Source organism: Pseudomonas sp. PMCC200344 (assembly GCF_030053095.1).
Lineage (GTDB): Bacteria > Pseudomonadota > Gammaproteobacteria > Pseudomonadales > Pseudomonadaceae > Aquipseudomonas > Aquipseudomonas svalbardensis.
Window position 1 is genome coordinate 2,655,756 of record NZ_CP125618.1, and the last position, 22,096, is coordinate 2,677,851.

Below are 22,096 nucleotides of genomic sequence, written 5' to 3' on the forward strand. Positions count from 1 at the left end.
AGCATCATCCTCAACGAGTATTTCCAGGGAGGGACCGTCATGAGTTTCAGACAAGGGATCGCAATGCGTTTCGCCTGGCTGTTAATGATTCTGTTCACTGCTCAGAGTGCGTGGGCGGTCACCGGGCCGGAAGTCGCACAACTGCTCAATGCCCGTTATCGGCTGACATCTGATGTCTGTGCTGGTGCCACACCCGTGTACTTTTGTAGCGGAGTGCTGGTTCGTCGTTCGCAGAATCCAGCGAGCGTAGCCTTCTGGAAACTGAGTGCCGAGGCCGTCTCCTCTGGTGTGGAGCGATTTGATTACTTGCGGCTGGATCGGGTTTCGGTCGAGACAGGTCTGCCCAACGGATTTGTGCTGGAGGATGTGTTCACGGCCATTGGCATAGGCAAAGAACTTGAGGTCAACGCCGCAGCCCCGGATGCGCAAGCATTGGTCAAGATTTGGGATGAAGCGGCACCGACTCGAATACCGTTGAAGGCGCTGTTCTACAACTTGGGTGTCACAGGTACGCTTCGCGCAGCTCAAAAAGACCAATTGGCCTACTTTCAGGCCGCGGGAGAGTGGCTACCGATCCTGCGACTGCAGCGTGATGATGTGCAACAAACCCTGTTCGGGTTCAACCAGGCAGATCAACTGTATGTCGGTTATCAAGTGGCTGCGCGATTGAACGCGCGGTATGCCGATACAGCGCCGGTCTGTCGGGATGGGCGTGCGGCGTATTATTGCAATGGTGTACTGATCCGGACGACGGATCAGTCGACGGCGTTTCATTCGTGGAATCCGAGTCCGGGATCGGTACGCGGCAATGGTGCATCGTTCAGCTATCTACGAGCCGACGCCGGTGTAAGCAGATTCTACAAATCCCAGGGGTTTGTCATTCGTGAGCAGGCTGCTCCCACCGGAAATCCCATGCGTTTACGCTGTGCCTACCCCTATGACGCCGGCACCGGTGGCAGTGCAGATGTTTGCAGGACGCACGGCGGACTTTGCAGTGAGTTGGGGGTGACAAGTGTCCAGGCGTGGGTGGCTAGGTACAGTGCTCGCGTCAACGGTTCGTGTGCATTTGATCTGGATCCACAGCAATTTCAACTGAGTATCGATGTGCGCCAGAATCGCGGGGACTTTTACGGCTGGAACGAATTCATGGTCGCTGCGTGGCCGCAGAATAATCCGACGCAACTGCCCATTGAAGCCTTCTTCTGGAACGTGCAGGCGCTTGTTCCGGGAGGTGGTTTGAGTGGCGCTCAATATGATCAGAAGGACTATTTTCAGGTGACCGGTCGCTATATACCGATCCTGCGCGCGACGCTCGGTGCCGCCGCAGGGCAGGTGTTTGTCTTCAACCCTCTGGAGCAGGGCGTGCAGTAGGCCTACCGTGGATGCGCCGCCGCCAACAGCTCCTTGGTATACGGATGCTGCGGCGAATCGAACACGTCGTGGCTGGCACCGCTTTCCACGACTTTTCCGTCCTTGATCACGATCATGTCGTGAGCCAGGGCGCGGACCACCGCCAGGTCGTGGCTGATGAACAGGTAGGTCAGGCCATGTTTTTCCTGAAGCTGGCGGAGCAGGGCGACCACTTGTTTTTGCACCGTGCGATCCAGTGCCGAGGTCGGTTCGTCCAGCAGGATCAGCGCCGGTTTCAGCACCAGCGCCCGGGCGATGGCGATGCGTTGGCGTTGGCCGCCAGAAAACTCGTGCGGGTAGCGATGGCGACTTTGCGGGTCGAGGCCGACTTCCTCCAGCGCCCGAATTACCTCGGCTTTGCATTCGTCAGCCGTCAACTGGCTATGCACCTCAAGGCCTTCACTGATGATCTGCGCCACGGACATCCGCGGGCTGAGGCTGCCGAACGGGTCCTGGAACACCACCTGCATTTTCTTGCGCCACGGCCGCAGCTGTTTTTGCGTCAGGCCGTCCAGCGCTGCACCCTGAAAGCGAATGCTGCCTTCGGAATCGAGCAGGCGCAGGATTGCCTGACCCAGCGTCGACTTGCCTGAACCGGATTCGCCCACAATGCCCAGCGTCTTGCCGCGCTGAATGTTGAGGCTGATGCCGTCCACGGCCTTCAGGTAGGTCTTGCGCTGAAACAGCCCGCCACTGAGGGCGAACTGCACCCGCAAGTCATTTACCTCAAGCACGTTCTCGCGCTCGTCCCGGGGCAGCGCTTCACCTTCCGGTTCGGCATTCAGCAAGACGCAGCTGTAAGGATGTTTCGGTTCGGTAAACAGCGTTTCGCAAGGTGCCTGCTCGACGATTTCCCCGGCCTTCATCACGCAGACTCGTTGGGCAATGCTGCGCACCAGATTGAGGTCGTGGCTGATCAGCAGCAGCGACATGCCGAGACGCTGTTGCAGGGATTTGAGCAGCAGCAGGATCTTGCGCTGCACTGTCACGTCCAGCGCGGTGGTCGGTTCGTCGGCGATCAGCAACTCCGGTTCGCAGGCCAGGGCCATGGCGATCATCACCCGTTGCCGCTGGCCGCCGGACAATTGATGGGGATAGGCCTTAAGCCGCTCTTTGGGTTTCTGAATGCCGACCAGATGCAGCAACTCGAGTATCCGCGCTTGCGCCGCTTTACCGGCCAGGCCCTTATGCAGCAGCAGGGTTTCGCCGATCTGCTTTTCAATGCTGTGCAATGGGTTGAGCGAGGTCATGGGCTCCTGGAAGATCATCGCGATGCGGTTACCCCGCAGTTCTCGCAACACCTTGGCCGGGGCGCCGACCAGCTCCCGGCCACGGTAGCGAATACTGCCCGTGGTTTCGGTGCCGGTCTCGGGCAGCAGTTGCAGGATCGAGTGAGCGGTCACCGATTTGCCGCAGCCCGACTCGCCCACCAGCGCCAGGCATTCGCCAGGGCGGATGTCCAGGCACAGATTGCGCACCACGGTCTGGCCACTGAAGGCGACGCGCAGGTCACGGATTTCGATCAGGTTGTTACTCATATCAGTAGTCCGCATCACGATCGGGGATCAAAGGCATCACGCAACGCCTCCCCGATAAACACCAGTAAAGAAAGAATCAGCGCCAGGGTGAAAAACGCCGTCAATCCCAGCCACGGCGCTTGCAGGTTTTGTTTACCCTGACCGATCAACTCGCCCAACGATGCACTGCCGGCGGGCATGCCGAAACCGAGAAAGTCCAACGCTGTGAGGGTGGAGATCGCTCCGGTCAGAATGAACGGCAGGTAGCTCAGGGTCGCGTTCATCGCGTTGGGCAGAATGTGCCGGACGATGACTTTTCGGTCGGTCAAGCCCAGCGCCCGGGCTGCTTTGACGTATTCCAGGTTGCGTCCGCGCAGGAATTCGGCGCGCACCACGTCCACCAGGGCCAACCAGGAAAACAGCGCCATGATCCCCAGCAGCCACCAGAAATTAGGCTCAACGAAACCCGACAGGATGATCAGCAGGTACAGCACCGGCAGCCCCGACCAAACCTCCAGCAACCGTTGACCGATCAGGTCGACCCAGCCGCCGTAGTAGCCTTGCAGGGCGCCGGCAGCGATGCCGATCAGTGCACTGACAAACGTCAGCATCAAGGCAAACAGGATCGACACCCGCGCACCGAAAATCACTCGGGCCAACACGTCCCGCGCCTGGTCGTCGGTGCCCAGCCAGTTAACCTTCGTCGGAGGACTTGGCGTCGGTTGATTGAGGTCATAGTTCGGTGTGTCGTCGCTGAAGGGGATCGGCGGGAACAGCATCCAGCCACCGTCCTGGTGAATCAGCTTCTGCACATAATCGCTGCGGTAGTCGGCCTGGAACGGCAGCTGGCCGCCAAATTCCTGCTCGGTATGACGCTTCAGTGCCGGGAAGTAGAGTGAGCCCTGATAGCTGACGATCAGCGGCTTGTCGTTGGCAATCAGTTCGCCACCGAGGGTCAACAGGAACAGGCCAACAAACAACCACAGCGACCACCAGCCACGACGGTTTTTCTTGAAACGCTCGAAACGACGACGACCTAACGGCGAGAGCTTGAACATCAGGCGTTCCTCGCGGCGAAGTCGATACGCGGGTCGACGAGGGTGTAGCAGAGGTCGCCGACCAGTTTTATCAAGAGACCGAACAGCGTGAAGATGAACAGCGAACCGAATACCACCGGGTAGTCCCGGGAAACCGCGGCTTCGTAACTCATGCGACCCAGGCCGTCGAGGGAGAAGATCACTTCGATCAGCAGGGAACCGGCGAAAAATACGCTGATAAACGCCTGGGGAATCCCCGAGACCACCAGCAGCATGGCATTGCGAAACACGTGACCGTAGAGCACTCGGCGTTCGCTCAGGCCCTTGGCGCGGGCGGTGACCACGTACTGGCGTGTGATTTCATTGAGGAAGGAGTTCTTGGTCAGAATGGTCAGCGTGGCGAACCCGCCGATCACCAGCGACGTTACAGGCAATACCAAGTGCCAGAAGTAATCGGCGATTTTGCCCACGGTCGACAGCGATTCGAAGTTGTCCGAGACCAGCCCCCGCACCGGGAACCAGTTCAGCGAGGTACCGCCGGCGAAGACCACGATCAGGAACATCGCGAACAGGAACGCCGGCATGGCGTAACCGATGACGATCGCGGTACTGCTCCAGATATCGAAATGGCTGCCGTGGTGCACGGCCTTGCGGATGCCCAAGGGAATCGACACCAGGTAGGTGATCAGCGTCGCCCAGAGACCAAGGGAAATGGTCACCGGCATTTTTTCCAGGATCAGATCGGTGACGGTCGCGCCGCGGAAAAAGCTCTTGCCGAAGTCCAGGCGCGCGTAACTGGTGAGCATCAGCCACAGGCGTTCGTGCGCCGGCTTATCGAAGCCGTATTGCTTTTCGATGTCCTTGATCAGTTGCGGGTCGAGGCCGCGACTGGATCTGGAGGTGTCGGACATGCGTTCGCCGGAACCGCCGCCGACACTCGCGCCGCCGATGCCTTGCAATTGCGCGATGGCCTGTTCCACCGGGCCGCCCGGCGCGGCCTGGACGATGATGAAGTTGACCAGAAGAATAATCACCAGCGTCGGAATGATCAGCAACAGTCGCCGCAGTATGTAAGCCCACATCAGTGCGGCCCTCCGGGTTTGCCACGGCTGATTTGCTCAGCGGTCATCTGTTGGTTGGTCAGCGGCGTGGTGCTGATTTCCCACCAGCTCTCGATGGCTTCGTCATTGCTCGCTTGCTCGTTGGGCCTGCCGAAACGATTCCACCACACGGTGGAGCTGCCCGGCGGGTAATAGTTGGGAATCCAGTAGTAGTTCCATTGCAGTACCCGGTCCAGCGCGTGGGCGTAGTGCAGCATTTCGGGTTGGGTGGTGGCGCGAATCAGTCCGGCGATCAGTGTGTCGACCGCCGGATTTTTCAACACCATGTAGTTATTGGCACCAGGGTCGTTGGCCGAGACCGAGCCGAAGTAATTGAGCAATTCACCCCCGGGCGATGTCGTGACCGGGTAGCCGGTGACGATCATGTCGTAGTCGCGGCTCATCAGGCGATTCACGTATTGGGACGAGTCGATGCGGCGGATGTTCATGTCGATGCCGATCTGCTTCAGGGTGCGCTTATAAGGCAGCAGCAATCGGTCCATGCCGTTCTGGCTGACCAGGAAAGTGAAACTCAATGACTTGCCTTCGGCGTTGATCAGTTGATCGCCATCGGGTTTCCAGCCGGCCTGTTCGAGCAAATCGAGTGCCTGCAACTGTTTGTCGCGTATCACGCCACTGCCATCGGTTTTCGGTGCCTGGAAAACCTGGGTGAAAACATCGTCGGGGATCTGCCCGCGCAGCGGTTCTAGAATCGCCAGTTCGCCGGCGTCCGGCAGTTGTCGGGCGGCGAGGTCGGTGTTGGAAAAGTAGCTCTGCTGGCGGATGTACATATCGCGCATCATCTGCCGGTTGCTCCACTCGAAATCCCAGAGCATGGCCAGTGCCTGACGCACTCGACGGTCCTGGAACAGTGGGTTTTGCAGGTTGAACACAAAGCCCTGAGCCGTTTGGGGAGCTTGCGTTGCCAAATGCGCCTTTTGCAGGCGCCCGTCGCTCAGGGCCGGGCTGTCGTAGCCAATGGAGTAACCGGTGGCGGAGAATTCTCGGTTGTAGTCGTAGGCACCGCCACGCAGGACCTGGCGGGCGACGTCGGTATCCCCGAAGTACTCAATGCTGAAACGATCGAAGTTGTAGAGGCCGCGGCTGACCGGTAGATCCTTGCCCCACCAATCGGCATTGCGCTCGAAGGTGATGCTGCGACCGGAGTCGACTTTGCTCACCCTGTAGGGGCCGCTGCCCAACGGTGGCTCGTAACCGCCACCATTGGCGAAGTCGCGAGTCTTCCACCAATGCTCGGGAAACACCGGCAAGGTCGCGATATCGAGGGGCAGGGTACGGTTTTCATTGCTTTTCAAGTCGAACCGAACCGTCAGGGGTGATTCCACTTCGACGCCTTTGACGTCGGCAAACTGGGTCCGATAACGCAGGCTGCCCTGGGTCATCAACAGGTCGAAGGTGTAGCGCACGTCTTCGGCGGTGATCGGTTTGCCGTCCGCGAAACGGGCCTTGGGGTTCAGGTAGAAGCGCAGGAACAAACCGTCGTCCGAGCGCTCCATCTTCTGTGCCACCAGACCGTACACGGTGTAAGGCTCGTCCAGCGAACGCTGGGCGAGGGGTGAGTAAAGCAGGCCATCGATCTGTGTGACGCCAATGCCTTTGTCGATGTAAGGCAACATATGATCGAAATGACCGATTTCGATCGCCGAGCGGCGCATTGTGCCGCCCTTGGGGGCTTGCGGGTTTGTGTAGGCAAAATGACTAAAGCCGGCAGGATACTTCGCCGGTTCACCGTACACGGTCAACGCATGTTGCGGTGCTGCAGTCACACCGGTGACGCTCAACAACAGGGCCAAAGCCGTGAACAATAAAGTAGGGAACGCCAGTCGCATTGTCAGCCTTAGAGCCGGGTGGTCAATAACCGCAATTTGTACGCTAGCGGCGCGTCCCTCGCCACTCGTATCACGCATCCGAAACACAACGGCCCACCAAAAGGCGGGCCGTTGTGCAGAAAACTTAAGGCTTGATCAGTCCTGACGGCTGGTCACTTCCAGCAGGTGGTAACCGAACTGGGTCTTGACCGGGCCTTGCACCACGTTGATTGGTGCGCTGAAGACCACGGCGTCGAATTCCTTGACCATCTGGCCTGGACCGAACGAACCCAGATCACCGCCCTGGCGGCTGGACGGGCAAGTGGAGTTGGCTTTGGCGACTTCGGCGAAATCAGCGCCGCCTTCGATTTGGGCTTTCAATTCGTTGCACTTGTCTTCGCTGGCAACGAGGATGTGACGGGCAGTGGCTTTAGCCATGGTGAAATACTCCTTTCAATGTTCAGTAAAGTGCGGAGCCTACCGGATTCAGTGGTCTATTTCTTCTCAAAGTTCCGTACAGACTATGCAGACCGGTACGGTATTCCTTTATAGGCCGGCATTTCTCAGGCGCTCCGCATGCTGCACATACAGGGCAATCGGGTCGATGCCCTTGCGCAGCGGACCGGCGGTCTGGCTAAGGCTGTCCAGATGATCCATCGGGTAGTCGGACCGGATGACTTTGCCCAAATGGGAGCTGTAGCGGCCAACCAGGCCGTCGTTCTGCTCGGGCTCGGTGGTGAAGTATAGGGAAAAGGCGCGGAGGAACCCGTGCAGCGGACTCAGAGCATCAAGCCCTTTATTGAGGATGTCGCCCTGCAGGGTGCCGCTCCAGGAGTAATAACGTACGCCGTCGACCAGTTCGCGACCCTTGCCACCCCAGGTTTTCGGCAAGCCCTGAGGGTACTTGTCATTGAACGCGCCTACACCTTCGGTGGTCAGGGCATTCAGAGCGGCGATGGCGTTCTGCGGCAGGTGACGGTGGCCGCTGAGCAACGATAGAAAGTCTGCAAACAACGTTGCAACTGTCGAGGCGACGTGTTCCGGCAGGCGCCCGGGCGTCAGCGCCTTGCGCAAGAAGTCGGCCAGCTCCGAGCCGTGATTCGGGCCGCTGACGGACGTCACCGATGCGATGACCTCCGGCGCTGTCGCTGCCGCGTAACGTACAGCGAGTGCGCCTTGGCTGTGGCCGATCAGGTTGACTTTGTTCGCACCGGTTCCTTCCAGTACGCGTTCGATCTGCGCCCGAAGCTGGTCGCCGCGGACTTCATTGCTATGGGTCGCCGACACGTGCGGGATAAACACTCTTGCGCCTGCACTCCTGAGGGCCTGCTTGACGTCATGAAAGAGTTCGACCTTGCCGATGCGGTCGAAGCCGAAGAGCCCGTGGACCAACAGGATCGGATACTGAGTAGTTGCATTCCGTAGCATGTTCTTTCCTTTTTCACAGTCGTTCAGAGGTGTGTTGATGGGCTCACTCTAAAGCACACCCGCTGTTCGACGTTGTATGAAAAAGCCGCTGTATCTTGATGAAAACGGAATAGAAAATGTACGAAAGTTCGAAAGTAGATGAGGCCTTGGTCGGAATATTTGGACATCTTTTTATCTGTAACAGAGCGTTTTACCGCGATGGCCTACTTCGGGAACACCCTTTGCCTGTTGATAGTGTCTCGATTCCGACGTCCAGTCCTCGATGGGAGGACTGGACGATGGGTTTACCCTCACGCCGATTGCTGATCCCTGCTCTGCGCTCTGAGCCGGTCGGCTGCCTGGCGCAACAATAATTCCGTCCCGCTCCAGCCAAGGCAGCCGTCCGTGACTGACACGCCGTAACGCATTGAATGGCCCAGCGGTTGGCAGCCTTCGAACAGGTGACTCTCGATCATCATGCCGATCAGTGATCGATCACCTTGCAAGCGCTGTTCAAGCACATCGTTAAACACCGCTGGCTGACGCAGCGGGTCTTTGCCGCTGTTGGCATGGCTGCAGTCGACCATGATCCGGGCCGGGATCTTCAGTTTGGTCAAATCGCTGTTCACCCGGGCGACGCTGTCGCGGTCGTAGTTCGGCCCGCGGTGTCCGCCACGCAGCACCAGGTGGGTGTCGGGATTGCCCGGTGTCTGAATGATTGCCGGATGACCCTGGCTGTCGACCCCGAAATGGCGATGCGGATGGGCGGCAGAGCGCATGGCGTCGCTGGCCACACCGACACCACCGTCGGTGCCGTTCTTAAAGCCGACCGGCATGCTCAGGCCGCTGGCCATTTCACGGTGGATCTGCGATTCGGTGGTGCGAGCGCCAATGGCGACCCAGCTCAGCAGGTCGTCGAAGTAGCCGGCAGCCATCGGTTGCAGCAGTTCGGTGGCAATCGGCAATCCCAGGCGGAGCATTTCGCGCATCAACTCGCGGGACAACGTCAAACCGCCCGCCATGTCATCGCTGCCATCCAGGTGGGGATCGTAGGCCAGGCCTTTCCAGCCGATGGTGGTGCGGGGTTTTTCGACGTAGGCGCGCATCACCAGCAGCATTTCATCGCTGACGTCGGCGGCGAGGCGGGCGAGGTTGCTGGCGTATTCGAGGGCGGACTGAGGATCGTGAATCGAGCAGGGGCCGACGATGACCAGCAGACGGGAGTCTTCACCGTTGAGGATCGCGCGAACCGCTTGGCGGTGGGCGGCGACTTGCTGGCTCAGGACGTTGCTGAGTGGCAATTGCTGTTTGAGTTGCAATGAGCTGGGCAGACGCTGGGTCAGCGCTTCATTGGCAGGGCTCAAGGTGGACAGCGGCAGAGCGGAGACGGACGAGTTCATATTCGGGCTTCCTGGGCTGGCGGCGGGTTCGTTCCCGCGCGCTCGGCCCTACTGGGGTGTTCGACAATTGGCCGGATTGGCCGCGTGTGTGTGCTTGCCACCTGTGGGGGACCGATCGGAGGTGGCAGGCTGTCCCGAGCGGAGGCTGCTAAATCGCCAGGCGGTAAAACTGTCGTAACGGTAATAAGTGGCGTAGTTCATTTTTGAATCCTCTGGTTGTCTGGTGTGTCGCTAAAAATGTGCGGGGCTGAAAAAACAAAACCCCCGGTCGGGAAGCCGACCGGGGGTTGAGAATTCTCTGGTGGCGACCCGTTTAAAGTGGGCGCCGTGTGGGTATCAGGCGCGCCAGTGGCTAAACCAATACCCAAAATAAAAGCTGACCGGAGCACAAACGTCATTCACCCGGGCAGCCGACACCGAGCGCAAGGCGCTGACGGTATGAAGCTGTGAGAGGGCGTTGAGCATGATTTGTCTCCGATGAGTGCACCGAGCTTACTCGAGGCCGGTACGTGGATTCAATCAGAAAATGCTATCGATCACCGGAGGCGTTTTCTATCGCTTGAGTGCGTCGCCGGTTGTGACACACTTTGTGCTTTGCATATATGCAACGTCACAAGGACGAATCATGACGCCACTGATCATCGCCGCTGCTCAATCGATCTCCATCGCCGGTGACCTTGCCGCAAACATTGTGTGGCATCAGCGCTTCATGCAAGTTGCCGCTGAGCAGGGTGTGCAATTGCTGGTGTTCCAGGAGTTATCGCTGACCGGGTACGAGCGTGGACTTGCGGCTGAATTGGCCATTGCGCCAGACGCCGAGGTTCTGCAACCGCTACGGGATTTCGCGCGGGAAGTCGGTGTGACGACAGTCGTCGGGATGCCGATTCGCCTGTCGCAGGATTCGCCCGTATTGATTGGGGCGCTGGCGTTGGGCGCTGATGGATCGCTCGGGATCTACAGCAAGCAATATCTGCATCCAGGCGAGGAAGTGGCATTTGCACCGGGAACCGGCGGTTCGACCCTGACGATCGGTGGCGATACGGTCGCGTTGGCAGTGTGCGCAGATTTCTCTCACGCCAGTCATGCCGCCGCGGCGGCGCAGCAAGGCGCCGATCTCTATGCGGCGGGCGTGCTGATCACGGAAAACGGCTACGCCCCGGATACCGCGTTGCTGCAAGGCTACGCCAGCGCTCATTCGATGACGGTCCTGATGGCCAACCATGGCGGTGCAACGGGTGGCTGGGAATCGGCAGGACGCAGCGCGATCTGGGCGTCGGACGGCTCGCTGGTTGCAGCCGCACCGGGTACAGGCAGCCTGATGGTCGTGGCTCGCCGCGATGCAGATGGCTGGAACGGGCAAATAGTGGCTGTTGCGGAGGCTTGATGGCATTTGAATTACGCCCGGCGGCGCTTCGGGACCTCGACTTCGCTCGTGATCTGACCCGCAAAAACATGCTGCGCTATTACATTCAGCACGATCTGCTGTGGCAGGACGAAGGTTTCGATGTTGGCTGGGCAGGGCGCGAGAACTGGTTGATTGTGCGCGGTGAGGCATTGGTGGGCTACGTCAGTCTGAGTCGTGATGCCAAAGCCCTGTACATTCGCGAGTTGCACGTCATCGAAGCGTTTCGAGGGCAGGGCGCCGGTTCCTGGACGATTGATCAGGTATTCGCCATGGCGTGCAAGGAACGGCGTCCGGCATTGCGTTTGACGGTTTTTGAAAATAATCCCGCGCAAGCGTTGTATGAGAGAAAGGGCCTGAAGGTGGTCGGCACGGACGAGTGTTTCCTGAGAATGCAGCGTGATATCGATGCCTCGCCTGGCTGAAACACGCATACGACAAGCCTTTCAAGATGTATTGAAACTTTTTATATGACGCTTGCCGCTAGGTCTGCCAGTTGCTTTTTGCTAAGGTGTCGGCAACCCAATAAGACCATATCGCGAGGTGTCTGCTTGATTAGGGTGCTAGTAGTCGATGATCATGATCTCGTTCGTACAGGCATTACACGAATGCTGGCTGACATCGATGGCCTGCAAGTAGTCGGCCAGGCTGAGTCAGGCGAAGAATCCTTGCTCAAGGCGCGTGAGTTGAAACCCGATGTGGTACTGATGGACGTCAAGATGCCAGGCATCGGCGGTCTTGAAGCCACACGCAAATTGTTGCGCAGTCATCCGGATATCAAAGTCGTCGCGGTCACCGTGTGCGAAGAAGATCCGTTTCCGACTCGGTTGTTGCAGGCCGGTGCCGCGGGTTATCTGACCAAGGGTGCCGGGCTGCCGGAAATGGTCCAGGCCATCCGCCTGGTGTTTGCCGGGCAGCGCTACATCAGCCCGCAAATTGCACAGCAACTGGCGATCAAATCCTTCCAGCCGACCAATGATTCGCCTTTCGACGCCTTGTCGGAGCGGGAAATCCAGATCGCGCTGATGATTGTCGGCTGTCAGAAGGTCCAGATCATTTCCGACAAACTGTGTCTGTCGCCAAAAACCGTGAACACTTACCGTTACCGCATTTTCGAAAAGCTTTCGATCAGCAGCGATGTCGAGTTGACGCTGTTGGCGGTTCGTCACGGCATGGTCGATGCCAGCCTCTGAAAATGACTGAAGTCTTCGATCCAAGCGCCTTTCTGTCGACGGTCAGTGGGCGTCCCGGTGTGTATCGCATGTTCGACAGCGAGGCACGCCTGCTCTACGTCGGCAAGGCCAAGAACCTCAAAAATCGCCTGTCGAGTTACTTCCGCAAATCCGGTCTTGCGCCCAAGACCGCGGCGCTGGTCGCGCGTATCGCCCAGGTCGAAACGACGATTACGGCCAATGAAACCGAAGCCTTGTTGCTTGAGCAGACGCTGATCAAGGAGTGGCGTCCGCCCTACAACATCCTGCTGCGCGACGATAAATCCTACCCCTACGTCTTTCTCTCGGATGGTCAGTTTCCACGCTTGAGCATCCATCGCGGTGCAAAAAAGGCCAAGGGCAAATATTTCGGCCCTTATCCCAGCGCCGGCGCCATTCGTGAAAGCCTGAGCCTGCTGCAGAAGACGTTTTTTGTTCGTCAGTGCGAAGAGAGCTATTACAAGAACCGCACGCGTCCTTGCCTGCAATACCAGATCAAACGCTGCAAGGCGCCCTGTGTCGGGCTGGTGGAGCCCGAGGTATACGCTGAAGACGTACGGCACTCGGTGATGTTCCTCGAGGGGCGCAGCAATGCGCTGACGGATGAGTTGTCCGCAGGAATGGAAGAGGCGGCGATCAATCTCGAGTTCGAACGGGCGGCCGAGTTGCGGGATCAGATTTCATTACTGCGCCGGGTCCAGGATCAGCAGAGCATGGAAGGCGGGACAGGCGATGTCGACGTGATCGCCGCGTTTGTCAATCCGGGTGGTGCCTGCGTTCATTTGATCAGTGTGCGCGGCGGGCGGGTGCTGGGGAGCAAGAACTTCTTTCCTCAGGTGGGTATTGAAGAGGACGTTTCTGAAGTCATGGCGGCGTTTCTCGGCCAGTACTTCATCAGCAGTCCCGAGCGCGACTTGCCGAGCGAACTGATCGTCAACGTGGTTCACGAAGACTTCCCGACACTGATCGCGGCCATCGATGAGCTGCGCGGTCGCGAATTGACCATCAGTTATCGGGTTCGTGGTACGCGAGCACGCTGGCAACAGTTGGCGGTCACGAATGCCGAGCAGGCACTGGGAGCGCGACTGGCTAACCGTCAACACGTTGCTGCACGTTTCGATGCCCTGGCGGAAGTGTTGAACCTGGATGAGCCACCACAGCGCCTGGAGTGTTACGACATCAGTCACTCCAGTGGTGAAGCAACCGTGGCGTCCTGCGTGGTGTTCGGTCCCGAAGGTCCGATCAAGTCCGACTATCGTCGCTACAACATTGAAGGCGTCACCCCGGGCGATGACTACGCCGCGATGCACCAGGCCCTGACCCGACGCTTCAGCAAACTGAAGGACGGGGAGGGCAAGCTACCGGACATTTTGCTGGTGGACGGTGGCAAGGGGCAGCTGTCCATGGCACGTGATGTGCTCAATGAACTGGCCGTGCCTGATTTGATTCTGCTGGGCGTAGCCAAGGGCGCCACGCGAAAGGCCGGTTTCGAAACCTTGTACCTGAACGATGCCGCCCACGAATTCACCTTGCGCGGCGATTCCCCCGCGCTGCATTTGATTCAGCAGATACGCGACGAAGCTCACCGTTTCGCAATTACCGGGCACCGCGCACGCCGTGGGAAAACTCGCCGCACGTCTACCCTGGAGGGCGTTGCCGGTGTCGGACCGACCCGTCGCCGCGATTTGTTGAAACATTTTGGTGGATTGCAGGAGCTGTCTCGTGCCAGCATCGAAGAGATCGCCAAAGCACCCGGGATCAGTAAAAAGCTCGCAGAGTTGATTTATGCCAATCTGCACAGCGAGTAGAATGCCCCCTCACCTCGTAGCCAGTTGTGCCGATGAATATCCCTAATCTGATTACCGTACTACGCGTCCTGCTCATTCCGATCTTCATTTTACTGTTCTACCTGCCGTATCAATGGAGCTACCTGGCGTCCGCCTCGGTGTTCGCATTTGCCGCCGCCACAGACTGGCTGGATGGGTATCTTGCCCGCCGGCTGGAACAAAGCACACCGTTCGGGGCTTTCCTCGATCCCGTGGCTGACAAGCTGATGGTCGCTGTTGCGCTGGTATTGCTGGTGCAAGAACATGGCAACCTGTGGCTCACGCTGCCGGCCGCCGTGATCATCGGTCGCGAGATTGTCGTCTCGGCACTACGCGAATGGATGGCCGAACTCGGCGCCCGCGCTCACGTCGCCGTGTCGAACCTGGGCAAATGGAAAACCGCCGCGCAAATGCTGGCGCTGGTGATCCTGCTGGCCAATCCGTCGGATTTCACGTTCTGGGTGCTGCTGGGTTACGCCTTGCTGCTGATATCTGCGGGGCTGACGTTGTGGTCCATGGTCCAATATTTGCGGGCTGCCTGGCCGCATCTGAAGACCGACGTGGAAAAGAAATAAACTTTTTTGAATCAAGGGGTTGACGGGGCATTTGGATTCTATAGAATGCGCCTCACCAAGACGCGGGAATAGCTCAGTTGGTAGAGCACGACCTTGCCAAGGTCGGGGTCGCGAGTTCGAGTCTCGTTTCCCGCTCCAAGCATTAAAAAATGGATCTCTGAAAAGAGGTCCATTTTTTTCGGCCAAAGAAAAGTCTTTCTTTGGCTTTTGCCGCGCCGCCCCAGAAAACACTCAGATCCAGCCCCAATGGGCACATTTTCCAGTACATCAATCCGGTGCTCGGCAGATCGGTTTTCTCGTGGCACCAGTCTCACCGCAAACCGTACAAATCTCCTCCATTCATACGAGACGGAGATTGTACGTTGGCTCTCACCAATACGGCAGTCCGGCACGCCAAACCCCGTGCCAAGGACTACACCCTCCCTGACTACAACGGCCTCGCCCTTTTCGTGAATACGAAAGGCGCAAAGTGCTGGCACTTCCGCTTTTCCTGGGCGGATAAGCAACCCCGTATTTCTCTCGGTACCTATCCTGAAATTAGCTTAGGAGATGCTCGTGCTCTGCGTGATGTTGCGAGGGCATTGGTCGCTGTGGGCATCGATCTGCGTGTCCATCGGCAGCTGGAGCGTAATGTTAGGGGCCTGCCTGACCAGGCCCTGTCTGATGTGCCCGCGTTTTCACTGATCGTGTGAAGCGCGCCGCCGACATTATCGCTAGTATCCGTCGAGCCTTGGCTCTCAACCCTCAAGGTCAACTCTAAGGCGAGCTGATTTTGGTACAGGCGTTCAAGGGCATCAGGTAGCGAATGTTCGGTGGGCACCGTTTCTACTTCGATCGAGTAATCGAAAGAGTCGCAACGGGGAGGGCGTACAACAAAAGGCCCGCAGGCGTTGGGTCAGGCTGTGTTTTCATTGGTGATGAATGATTGAATCAGTAGAGTTTGCTTGAACTCCAGATAGTCAGTGCGGGTTCCACACCATCCGGACAGGCAGTTGGAGCGTAACCTGTAAAACTTGCCCGGAGAATCCAAGACCTACCACGTGGTGCTGGTAGTGGTGAGCCGTTTTAAGGCAGCCCCCCCTGCAACTGAACGACCCGCACTTTTCAATCACGCGTGGGGTGGCCAGGACCGTTATACAAGAAGCGGCAATGGCGTGCCCTCTCTCGGTGATATCAATGGCCACCGAAATGCTTGAGCGCCAAGGACTGACACCGAAGCAGCAAAAATTTGTTCGTCACGCTCACGATGCGGCTCAAAGAGCGCGCTGGCTCATTATCGATTTGTTGGATTTCACGCAGGTGCGAATAGGGCGTGGTATCGGGGTTACAAAAGCGACCACCAATCTGCATCTGCTCATTGCAGGGGCTGTCGAGCAACTCAGAATCGTTTATCCCAAACGAGAGCTTGTCCATTCAACACATGGCCAAGGTTTATGCATTGCGGACGGCGATAGGCTTGCGCAACTTGCAGGCAACTTAATCTCAAACGCAGTTGCTTACGGTGCGGGAGATCGTCCCGTGACAGTCACATCCTCCATTACGGAACTGGGTTTCGAATTGATGGCGCACAACTGGGGTACACCGATTCCTCCAGACGTTCTTGCCACTGTCTTCAGTCCGATGACTCGAGGCGTCAATCTCCCTCAAGACACCCGCAGCGTAGGTCTAGGGCTTTTCATCGTCAGCAAAATCGTGAAGGCACACGGCGGCACGGTTTCAGTTACCTCAACATTTAAGGCTATTTTCCATGATGAAGGCAGGAATTCACAGAGCTACGGCATCGAATCTCTCAATCCAGGGACTGTCGGATCATCTCATTCTTTCAAGTTCTTTTCGGAACCTTCACGAAAAATGTAGTGCCACGTTCCGTTTCCGAGTCTACGGTGATTACGCCAGCGTGTGAGGCCACGATTTCCGAGGCAATGAACAGGCCCAATCCCAATCCTGCTGTAGGCCCGTGGTCGATAATCGACCGTTGAGAAAAACGCCCCAATGGATTGAAAATGAACGGTAAAACGTCCTCAGGTATCGGTTCGCCGCCGTTGTGGACGGTGAAAACTACATGTTCTTCCGTGGCCTCTAATTTCACCCTTATCGGAAATTGAAGATTACCGTGTTGCACAGCGTTACTGATGATATTGGAAAATACTTGTTCCATTCGAGCGCCATCAAATTCCCCAGAGGCGGGAGTTTGCGATTCGAACAGCACGTTCGCTGTTGGATGAAACGCACGAATTTCTTCTACGATGTGTTCACATAACGGCGACAGATCTACGACCGCTTTCTTAACAGGAATCCCTGGGCCCATCTGACAGCGAGTCAAATCCAGCAGGTCTCCAACGATTTGGCTGGCGCGCCGGACGCTAGTGTAAATCTGAGTGGCAACTTTCGTTGCACGCGTACCGATTCCCTCTGAACGCCTCAGCATGTCGGCGCCAAGTAATATCGCGCCAAGTGGAGTGCGCAAATCATGACCAAGAATACCAAGGAAAACGTTGCGCGATGCCTCCACGGCCCGCGAGTAGCTAGCGATAGATTCAGCGAGCGCTTGGTCAATGGCTTCATGGAAGCGGGTCATATCGTCCATATCTAATGGCGCGCCAGACTTTACTTGTTTCATCCACTGACTGAGAACACTCGTTCTCAAAGCACGATACTCCGACACCATTTGATCAATAGTGAATCCTGACATTAACCGTGTGACGGCATGTGTTTCGGCGGCGGTTTCTTGTTCGTCTAGTGGCCCGTTTCCTCGGGCCTTGTCAATTTGTTCCTGCACAGATTGAGTTGTCCGCAGATCAAGAGCGATAGCTCGCAGCATTTGTTCGGCATGATCCCGGAGAGCCTCGCTATCAAGCGCAACTCCAGGTGTTTCTATGGTTCGCGCAAAATCTTCCCAAGCCTGCAGAATCGGCTCAAGGTTTTCAAGGATGAAATCAGCTAGGCGCATGCCGGTAATCCAGAGGGAGCGTAATTGAGGCCGGGACAGTGGCCAGGCTACCCGGTATGGAGTTGAACACAGATTGCAGCGTAGCGCGTGGAATGAGCTGGAACATGTTCGATTTCTCAAAAGCCGTATTCATTTTTCTGGTAAAGCAACGCATTGGATCCGGGCTTAGCAGGACTATATGCACGGTTAGCGCGCTGTAGAGCGGGGGCATGCGTCGGACGTAGCATTTCATTCATCATTCCATTGGAACTCCCCTAAAACTGCTCCGTCATCTGGAATGAGGGGGGCTGCGGGCATTTCGTGGCGAACCCTGATTACGCTTTTTCATTCAGAAGGCGAGGGACGACATGAATACTTCAGACAGCAGCACCACCGGGAATCAGTCAGTAAAACCCGACTCCGAAGGGCCAGAGCAGAACTTCGAACACTTGAAAGAAAACGTTACTGAGGCGCTTGGCGGCGCCAGGCAGCAGGCTGATGCGCAGTTTGGTCAATATCGCGACACGGCAGCAGACCAGATTGAGGCATTGGCAAAGGGAGCGAAATCCGTCGTCTCCGAACTGGAAAGCAAGGACACGCTCGGCATGTCCGCTTACCTCGCGGACATGGCGGAGTCCATGAGCGGCTTAGCCGGGAGTCTGCGTGGAAAGAGTGCCGAACAATTGCTTCATGACGGGGCTGAGCTTGCTCGTAACAACCCGGCATTGTTCGTCGCCGGCAGTATTGCGTTGGGATTTGGCCTGTCGCGCTTTCTCAAGGCCGGTAGTTCGCCTGCGGCGACATTTACCGATTCCAGCGACCCGGCAGCAGGCAACTCAATGCCTCCATCTGGGGGTTTCGGCGCGCAAAGACCCTATGAAACTTCAGTTCCGTCACGCGCCGATCAAGACCCGGGCCTGGCCACTGGCATTACGCCGGCTTCGCCAAATGAACAAGACCATCCTTCGGACTTCGCGACGAACTCTACACCCGGTTCAACATCGTTCAAAGGAGCACTGTGATGAATAGAGAAGATCCAGGTTTGCCGGGCTCAAGACCAGTTCCCGTACCTGACCCTGACGTTTCTGTCGTCGGACTGATACGGCAGCTATCCCGAGAAGTGCCTGCGCTGTTCACAAAAGAACTTGCCTTGGCCAAGGCTGAGTTTCAGGCCAGCCTCACGACGCTGAAAGCGGGCATCGCGGGTGTTGCCGGCGGGGCAATTGTGCTGCTAGCGGGGTTCATCATCTTGTTGATGTCCGCTGTTTACGGCCTGAGTACCGTCGTGGCACCGTGGCTAGCAGCCCTGATTGTTGGCGTTGTTGTGATGATCATCGGGTTCGTCATGCTGCAGTCCGGGAAGAAACAATTTGATTCGTCCCACTTCAAGCCTGATCGCACGCTGGATGCCTTGAACAAAGACCAGGAAGCGCTGCGGAGGAAAGTCTCATGAATAGTGAATTCGAAACCGAGTCGCAGAAGAGCCCTGAAGCCATCGAGCGTGAAATCAACGCGCAGCGAGCGAGCATTGGCAATATTGTCGATGCGCTGGAAAGCAAATTCACGCCTGGACAGGTGTTCGATCAGGCGTTGTCTTTCATGCAGAGCAATGGAACGACATTCCTGACCAACCTAGGAACCAGCGTGCGTAATAACCCCGTTCCGGCAGTGCTGACTTCGGTTGGTTTGCTGTGGTTGATGATGAGTCAGAACCGTCCGCCGACTGCTCGCCCAAGTTATCGCGTCGGCCCGGATCAGGATAAAGCAGGGGAGTGGGCCGATGGCCTCGCTGATGGCTTGGACAGTGCCCGTGATCATTTGCACCAGACAGCGGACACGCTTAAGGAGGGTTACCAGACGGTCAAAGACAAGGCAGCGCATTTAGGTGATAGTTTGGGTGATGCTACTGAAAACATCAGCCACGCCGTTCACGACGCAGGTGACCGATTGGTGCGCAGTTCCCAAGTGATCAGCAATCAGCTCAGCCAGTTGCTGAAGGAGCAACCCTTGATGGTAGCCGCTGCGGGCATCGCGTTAGGCGCCATGCTGGGGGCGGCATTGCCTTCGACGGCAACCGAGCAACGGTATCTTGGCAAGACCAGCGCGGGACTGGCCGACAAGGTCAAGCAGCAGGCGCGGGAGGGCTTTGAGGCGGTGCGCGATACGGTGACAAAAACGACCGAACATTCGGAGGTGGATGCGAAACCGGAAGGGGATCACCGCACACCATCCGATGCACCAGCCGATCTATCAAGAGGATTAGGTACTCCGTAACAGGTTGAATGAAAGACGGGAGGTCTGACACTGACCTCCCTCTTTTCATCCGGATTAATGAATTAAGTCCTCTTCTAGTTGCCATCCGCGATCTTGCGCTCTATCTCTGCTGTTTTTCGATTGCGCTCCTCAGTGTCCTGCTCTTTGGTTTGGGTTGAAGAGGGCGTAATGGTTTCATCGACGCCTTTGGTGTCGCTGTCCGCATCCTGTAAATCTCTTTCGACCACATTCACGGGTTTGCCCAATGTATCGGTGGGCGGGGCGTTTGACGTTGCTTGCGATCCGGCGTCGTTATTACTGTCATCGTTGTTCATTTCGCTTACCTCTATTGACTTTTAAATTGGACGCAGCGGTGTGGTTGGAGTTCGAGGAGTCAATGACGAAAAGATCAGGGCGGCTCATGAGGCCCTCCTTATGCTCATAGACAAAGAAGTGAGCGCGCCCAAAAAAATTCAAAACGTTTGTCGGACAATCGTAGGCGTCTGAATCTGCGGATGTTGCAGTGAAAGTAGCATTAAAAAAAACGGCCCACGTGTAGCAAATGAACACCTCTTGTCGGCCCTCATGAACCTGAGCCGAAGTGTCCCGATCCATAAGGAAATACTTTTGGATTCCTATAGCCATGAACTCATTTAGAAACCTGCTGACGCCGGCGCAAGAAAGGCGACTCTGCGCGATGGACTCTTGGCACTGTGCGCTCGAAAACTACACCCTCCGAAGGGATTGTCCTGATGCCTATCATGAGGAATTGCTTCGGCAGGCTGATGAAATGGATCGTCTGGGAATAGTTAATTGGTTGGAATGGCGAGACCTTCGAGTTGAGGCGGATCAAGCATATTTGCTTGCGGTCGCGGGAGCGGATTATCACTGAGTGTGGTCGCTTAATGGGGCTATAAATTTCGGATGAGGTCGTCGATAAAAGCGACAGTCAAGCACGGGGAGGGACGATGATCAGATGCCTTAAGTTTGGTATTGAGGAAGAGTATTTCATTACCGACCTTGCCACTCGACAGATGCCTGGCAATATCCCCTTCGCAGCGGTTGAACGGTGCAAGGCACTTTTGGGTGATTTTTTCGCCTATGAGATGTTCCAGGGACAAATCGAAGTAGCTTCGCCGGTTTTCAATACGCTACCGGAAGCAGGGGATTATTTAGCTCACGCACGTCTTACGTTAAACCACGCACTCGAACCTTTCGGCTTGGGCTTGCTCAGTGCAGGCAGCCATCCCTTGGCTGATTGGCGCATACAACACGCCACAGCCCACGACCATTTTCTTAAGTTATTCGAAGATTACCAACGTGTCGCCCAGCGCAGCCTGCTATCGGGTTTGCACGTGCACGTGGAGGTTGCGGAACACTTGGATCGTATTCAAGTGATGAACGAGGTGTTGCCTTGGACGCCTTTATTACTGGCCCTAAGCAGTTCATCACCTTTTTGGGATGGAGCTGACACCGGCTTTATGAGCTATCGCCAAGCCGCGTGCGATGAGTGGCCTCGGATGGGTGTTCCTGAATTTTTTGGAGATCAGATTTCCTACGACGCCTACATCTCCTTTTTGATGTCAACTGGCTCGATTAAGCATCCAAGCGAATGCTGGTGGGGCGTTCGACCCTCTACCAATTATCCGACCTTGGAGCTGCGAATGACGGATGCGTGCCCACGTGTAGAAGATACGTTGTGCATCGCCTCTTTGTTTCGCTTGATGATCGCTCACGCCATCATCCAACCTCATCCAGGATCAACTTACTCACAGAGATCTCTATGGATCCTCAAGGAGAATCGCTGGCGTGCCAAACGGTATGGAACACATGCTGCGTTTCTAATCGAGAATTACGACCGACCGTTTACGATTGAGCAATGGTTGTTCCTGGCAGAACAGATCTTAGGTGACACCGCCCAAAAAATGGGAGTGGAGGGCGTATTTTCCCAGGCTCGTCGAATTGTGCATAACGGCTCCAGCGCAGAGCGGCAGCGCAATGCTTACGAATCCGCCTCACGCAACGGAAGGAGTGTTGATGGCGCGCTCTCACGAGTCGTTGATCTATTGCTGATGGAAACGGCGCAGGTGCAAAGCGTCCCGCGTTGATTAAAGCGCAGCACTTTTTCAGCCTAGTGAGCCAAGTACCTGCTAGTTAGCGCGGTTTTATACGATAAAACGGGGGGGGGTATTGTCAGGCT

The 22,096-nt window shown here is 56.8% G+C and carries 23 protein-coding genes and 1 tRNA gene; 14 read left to right on the forward strand and 10 right to left on the reverse strand.

Features of this window, described 5'->3' with window-relative positions; translation table 11 throughout:
• Nucleotides 1–39: 39 nt before the first annotated feature.
• The gene (locus tag QFW87_RS12020) at nt 40–1,371 is read left to right on the forward strand and encodes a hypothetical protein (protein WP_283190595.1); all 1,332 of its coding nucleotides are present in this window, start codon (nt 40–42) and stop codon (nt 1,369–1,371) included.
• 2 nt (nt 1,372–1,373) lie between these two features.
• Here the strand turns inward: QFW87_RS12020 and QFW87_RS12025 are convergent, their stop codons facing one another.
• From QFW87_RS12025 to QFW87_RS12060, 8 genes are all read right to left on the reverse strand, one after another.
• Nucleotides 1,374–2,948, reverse strand: a complete 1,575-nt coding sequence (locus QFW87_RS12025; RefSeq protein ID WP_283190596.1) for an ABC transporter ATP-binding protein — start codon at nt 2,946–2,948, stop codon at nt 1,374–1,376.
• 14 nt (nt 2,949–2,962) lie between these two features.
• Complete coding sequence (locus tag QFW87_RS12030) at nt 2,963–3,985, reverse strand: ABC transporter permease (RefSeq protein ID WP_283180453.1); 1,023 nt, start codon at nt 3,983–3,985, stop codon at nt 2,963–2,965.
• A complete protein-coding gene (locus tag QFW87_RS12035; RefSeq protein ID WP_283190597.1) occupies nt 3,985–5,046 on the reverse strand; it encodes a microcin C ABC transporter permease YejB in 1,062 nt (353 codons plus the stop codon). The genes QFW87_RS12030 and QFW87_RS12035 overlap by 1 nt, the downstream gene beginning before the upstream one ends.
• Complete coding sequence (locus QFW87_RS12040; protein ID WP_283190598.1) at nt 5,046–6,914, reverse strand: extracellular solute-binding protein; 1,869 nt, start codon at nt 6,912–6,914, stop codon at nt 5,046–5,048. The genes QFW87_RS12035 and QFW87_RS12040 overlap by 1 nt, the downstream gene beginning before the upstream one ends.
• Nucleotides 6,915–7,049: 135 nt before the next feature.
• On the reverse strand, nt 7,050–7,331 hold the full coding sequence (locus QFW87_RS12045) for a peptidylprolyl isomerase (protein WP_283190599.1): 282 nt from the start codon (nt 7,329–7,331) through the stop codon (nt 7,050–7,052).
• A 108-nt stretch (nt 7,332–7,439) separates the two neighbouring features.
• On the reverse strand, nt 7,440–8,321 hold the full coding sequence (locus QFW87_RS12050) for a triacylglycerol lipase (RefSeq protein ID WP_283190600.1): 882 nt from the start codon (nt 8,319–8,321) through the stop codon (nt 7,440–7,442).
• 290 nt (nt 8,322–8,611) lie between these two features.
• Nucleotides 8,612–9,700, reverse strand: coding sequence for a 3-deoxy-7-phosphoheptulonate synthase (locus QFW87_RS12055; RefSeq protein WP_283190601.1), 1,089 nt, complete (start codon nt 9,698–9,700; stop codon nt 8,612–8,614).
• A gap of 336 nt (nt 9,701–10,036) precedes the next feature.
• Nucleotides 10,037–10,165, reverse strand: a complete 129-nt coding sequence (locus tag QFW87_RS12060) for a hypothetical protein (protein ID WP_283180448.1) — start codon at nt 10,163–10,165, stop codon at nt 10,037–10,039.
• A gap of 160 nt (nt 10,166–10,325) precedes the next feature.
• On the opposite strand from QFW87_RS12060, the gene QFW87_RS12065 reads away from it, so the two are divergent.
• From QFW87_RS12065 to QFW87_RS12100, 8 genes are all read left to right on the forward strand, one after another.
• Nucleotides 10,326–11,084 (forward strand): carbon-nitrogen hydrolase family protein, encoded by a 759-nt coding sequence (locus QFW87_RS12065; RefSeq protein WP_283190602.1) that lies wholly within the window; start codon nt 10,326–10,328, stop codon nt 11,082–11,084.
• Complete coding sequence (locus tag QFW87_RS12070; protein ID WP_283190603.1) at nt 11,084–11,527, forward strand: GNAT family N-acetyltransferase; 444 nt, start codon at nt 11,084–11,086, stop codon at nt 11,525–11,527. Before QFW87_RS12065 ends, QFW87_RS12070 begins: the two co-directional genes overlap by 1 nt.
• 126 nt (nt 11,528–11,653) lie before the next feature.
• Complete coding sequence (gene uvrY / locus QFW87_RS12075) at nt 11,654–12,295, forward strand: UvrY/SirA/GacA family response regulator transcription factor (RefSeq protein WP_008015884.1); 642 nt, start codon at nt 11,654–11,656, stop codon at nt 12,293–12,295.
• Nucleotides 12,296–12,297: 2 nt separating this feature from the next.
• Nucleotides 12,298–14,121, forward strand: coding sequence for an excinuclease ABC subunit UvrC (uvrC, locus tag QFW87_RS12080; RefSeq protein ID WP_283180445.1), 1,824 nt, complete (start codon nt 12,298–12,300; stop codon nt 14,119–14,121).
• 32 nt (nt 14,122–14,153) lie between these two features.
• Nucleotides 14,154–14,714: a CDP-diacylglycerol--glycerol-3-phosphate 3-phosphatidyltransferase gene (gene pgsA, locus QFW87_RS12085; RefSeq protein ID WP_008150904.1), complete on the forward strand. Its 561-nt coding sequence runs from the start codon at nt 14,154–14,156 to the stop codon at nt 14,712–14,714.
• A gap of 62 nt (nt 14,715–14,776) precedes the next feature.
• Nucleotides 14,777–14,852, forward strand: a tRNA-Gly gene (locus tag QFW87_RS12090).
• Nucleotides 14,853–15,076: 224 nt separating this feature from the next.
• Nucleotides 15,077–15,406 carry an Arm DNA-binding domain-containing protein gene (locus QFW87_RS12095; RefSeq protein ID WP_349294110.1) on the forward strand — a complete coding sequence of 110 codons (330 nt, stop codon included), beginning with the start codon at nt 15,077–15,079 and terminating at the stop codon, nt 15,404–15,406.
• A 457-nt stretch (nt 15,407–15,863) separates the two neighbouring features.
• On the forward strand, nt 15,864–16,571 hold the full coding sequence (locus QFW87_RS12100) for a HAMP domain-containing sensor histidine kinase (protein ID WP_283180444.1): 708 nt from the start codon (nt 15,864–15,866) through the stop codon (nt 16,569–16,571).
• Here QFW87_RS12100 and QFW87_RS12105 read toward each other — a convergent pair.
• Nucleotides 16,537–17,664: a sensor histidine kinase gene (locus QFW87_RS12105; RefSeq protein ID WP_283180443.1), complete on the reverse strand. Its 1,128-nt coding sequence runs from the start codon at nt 17,662–17,664 to the stop codon at nt 16,537–16,539. The genes QFW87_RS12100 and QFW87_RS12105 overlap by 35 nt on opposite strands.
• 347 nt (nt 17,665–18,011) lie before the next feature.
• Between QFW87_RS12105 and QFW87_RS12110 the strand changes: the two genes are divergently transcribed.
• The 3 genes from QFW87_RS12110 to QFW87_RS12120 are packed head-to-tail and all read left to right on the forward strand — an operon-like array spanning nt 18,012 to nt 19,917.
• Nucleotides 18,012–18,665, forward strand: coding sequence for a hypothetical protein (locus QFW87_RS12110; RefSeq protein ID WP_283180442.1), 654 nt, complete (start codon nt 18,012–18,014; stop codon nt 18,663–18,665).
• The gene (locus tag QFW87_RS12115) at nt 18,665–19,096 is read left to right on the forward strand and encodes a phage holin family protein (RefSeq protein WP_283190604.1); all 432 of its coding nucleotides are present in this window, start codon (nt 18,665–18,667) and stop codon (nt 19,094–19,096) included. Before QFW87_RS12110 ends, QFW87_RS12115 begins: the two co-directional genes overlap by 1 nt.
• A complete protein-coding gene (locus QFW87_RS12120; protein ID WP_283190605.1) occupies nt 19,093–19,917 on the forward strand; it encodes a DUF3618 domain-containing protein in 825 nt (274 codons plus the stop codon). Before QFW87_RS12115 ends, QFW87_RS12120 begins: the two co-directional genes overlap by 4 nt.
• A gap of 74 nt (nt 19,918–19,991) precedes the next feature.
• Here QFW87_RS12120 and QFW87_RS12125 read toward each other — a convergent pair whose 3' ends face one another.
• Nucleotides 19,992–20,231 (reverse strand): hypothetical protein, encoded by a 240-nt coding sequence (locus tag QFW87_RS12125; protein ID WP_283190606.1) that lies wholly within the window; start codon nt 20,229–20,231, stop codon nt 19,992–19,994.
• Nucleotides 20,232–20,539: 308 nt separating this feature from the next.
• Here QFW87_RS12125 and QFW87_RS12130 point away from each other — a divergent pair, with 308 nt between their 5' ends.
• Together QFW87_RS12130 and QFW87_RS12135 are read left to right on the forward strand one after the other, a co-directional pair.
• Complete coding sequence (locus tag QFW87_RS12130; RefSeq protein WP_283180438.1) at nt 20,540–20,788, forward strand: hypothetical protein; 249 nt, start codon at nt 20,540–20,542, stop codon at nt 20,786–20,788.
• 76 nt (nt 20,789–20,864) lie between these two features.
• Nucleotides 20,865–22,004, forward strand: a complete 1,140-nt coding sequence (locus QFW87_RS12135) for a carboxylate-amine ligase (RefSeq protein ID WP_283180437.1) — start codon at nt 20,865–20,867, stop codon at nt 22,002–22,004.
• Nucleotides 22,005–22,096 lie beyond the last annotated feature (92 nt).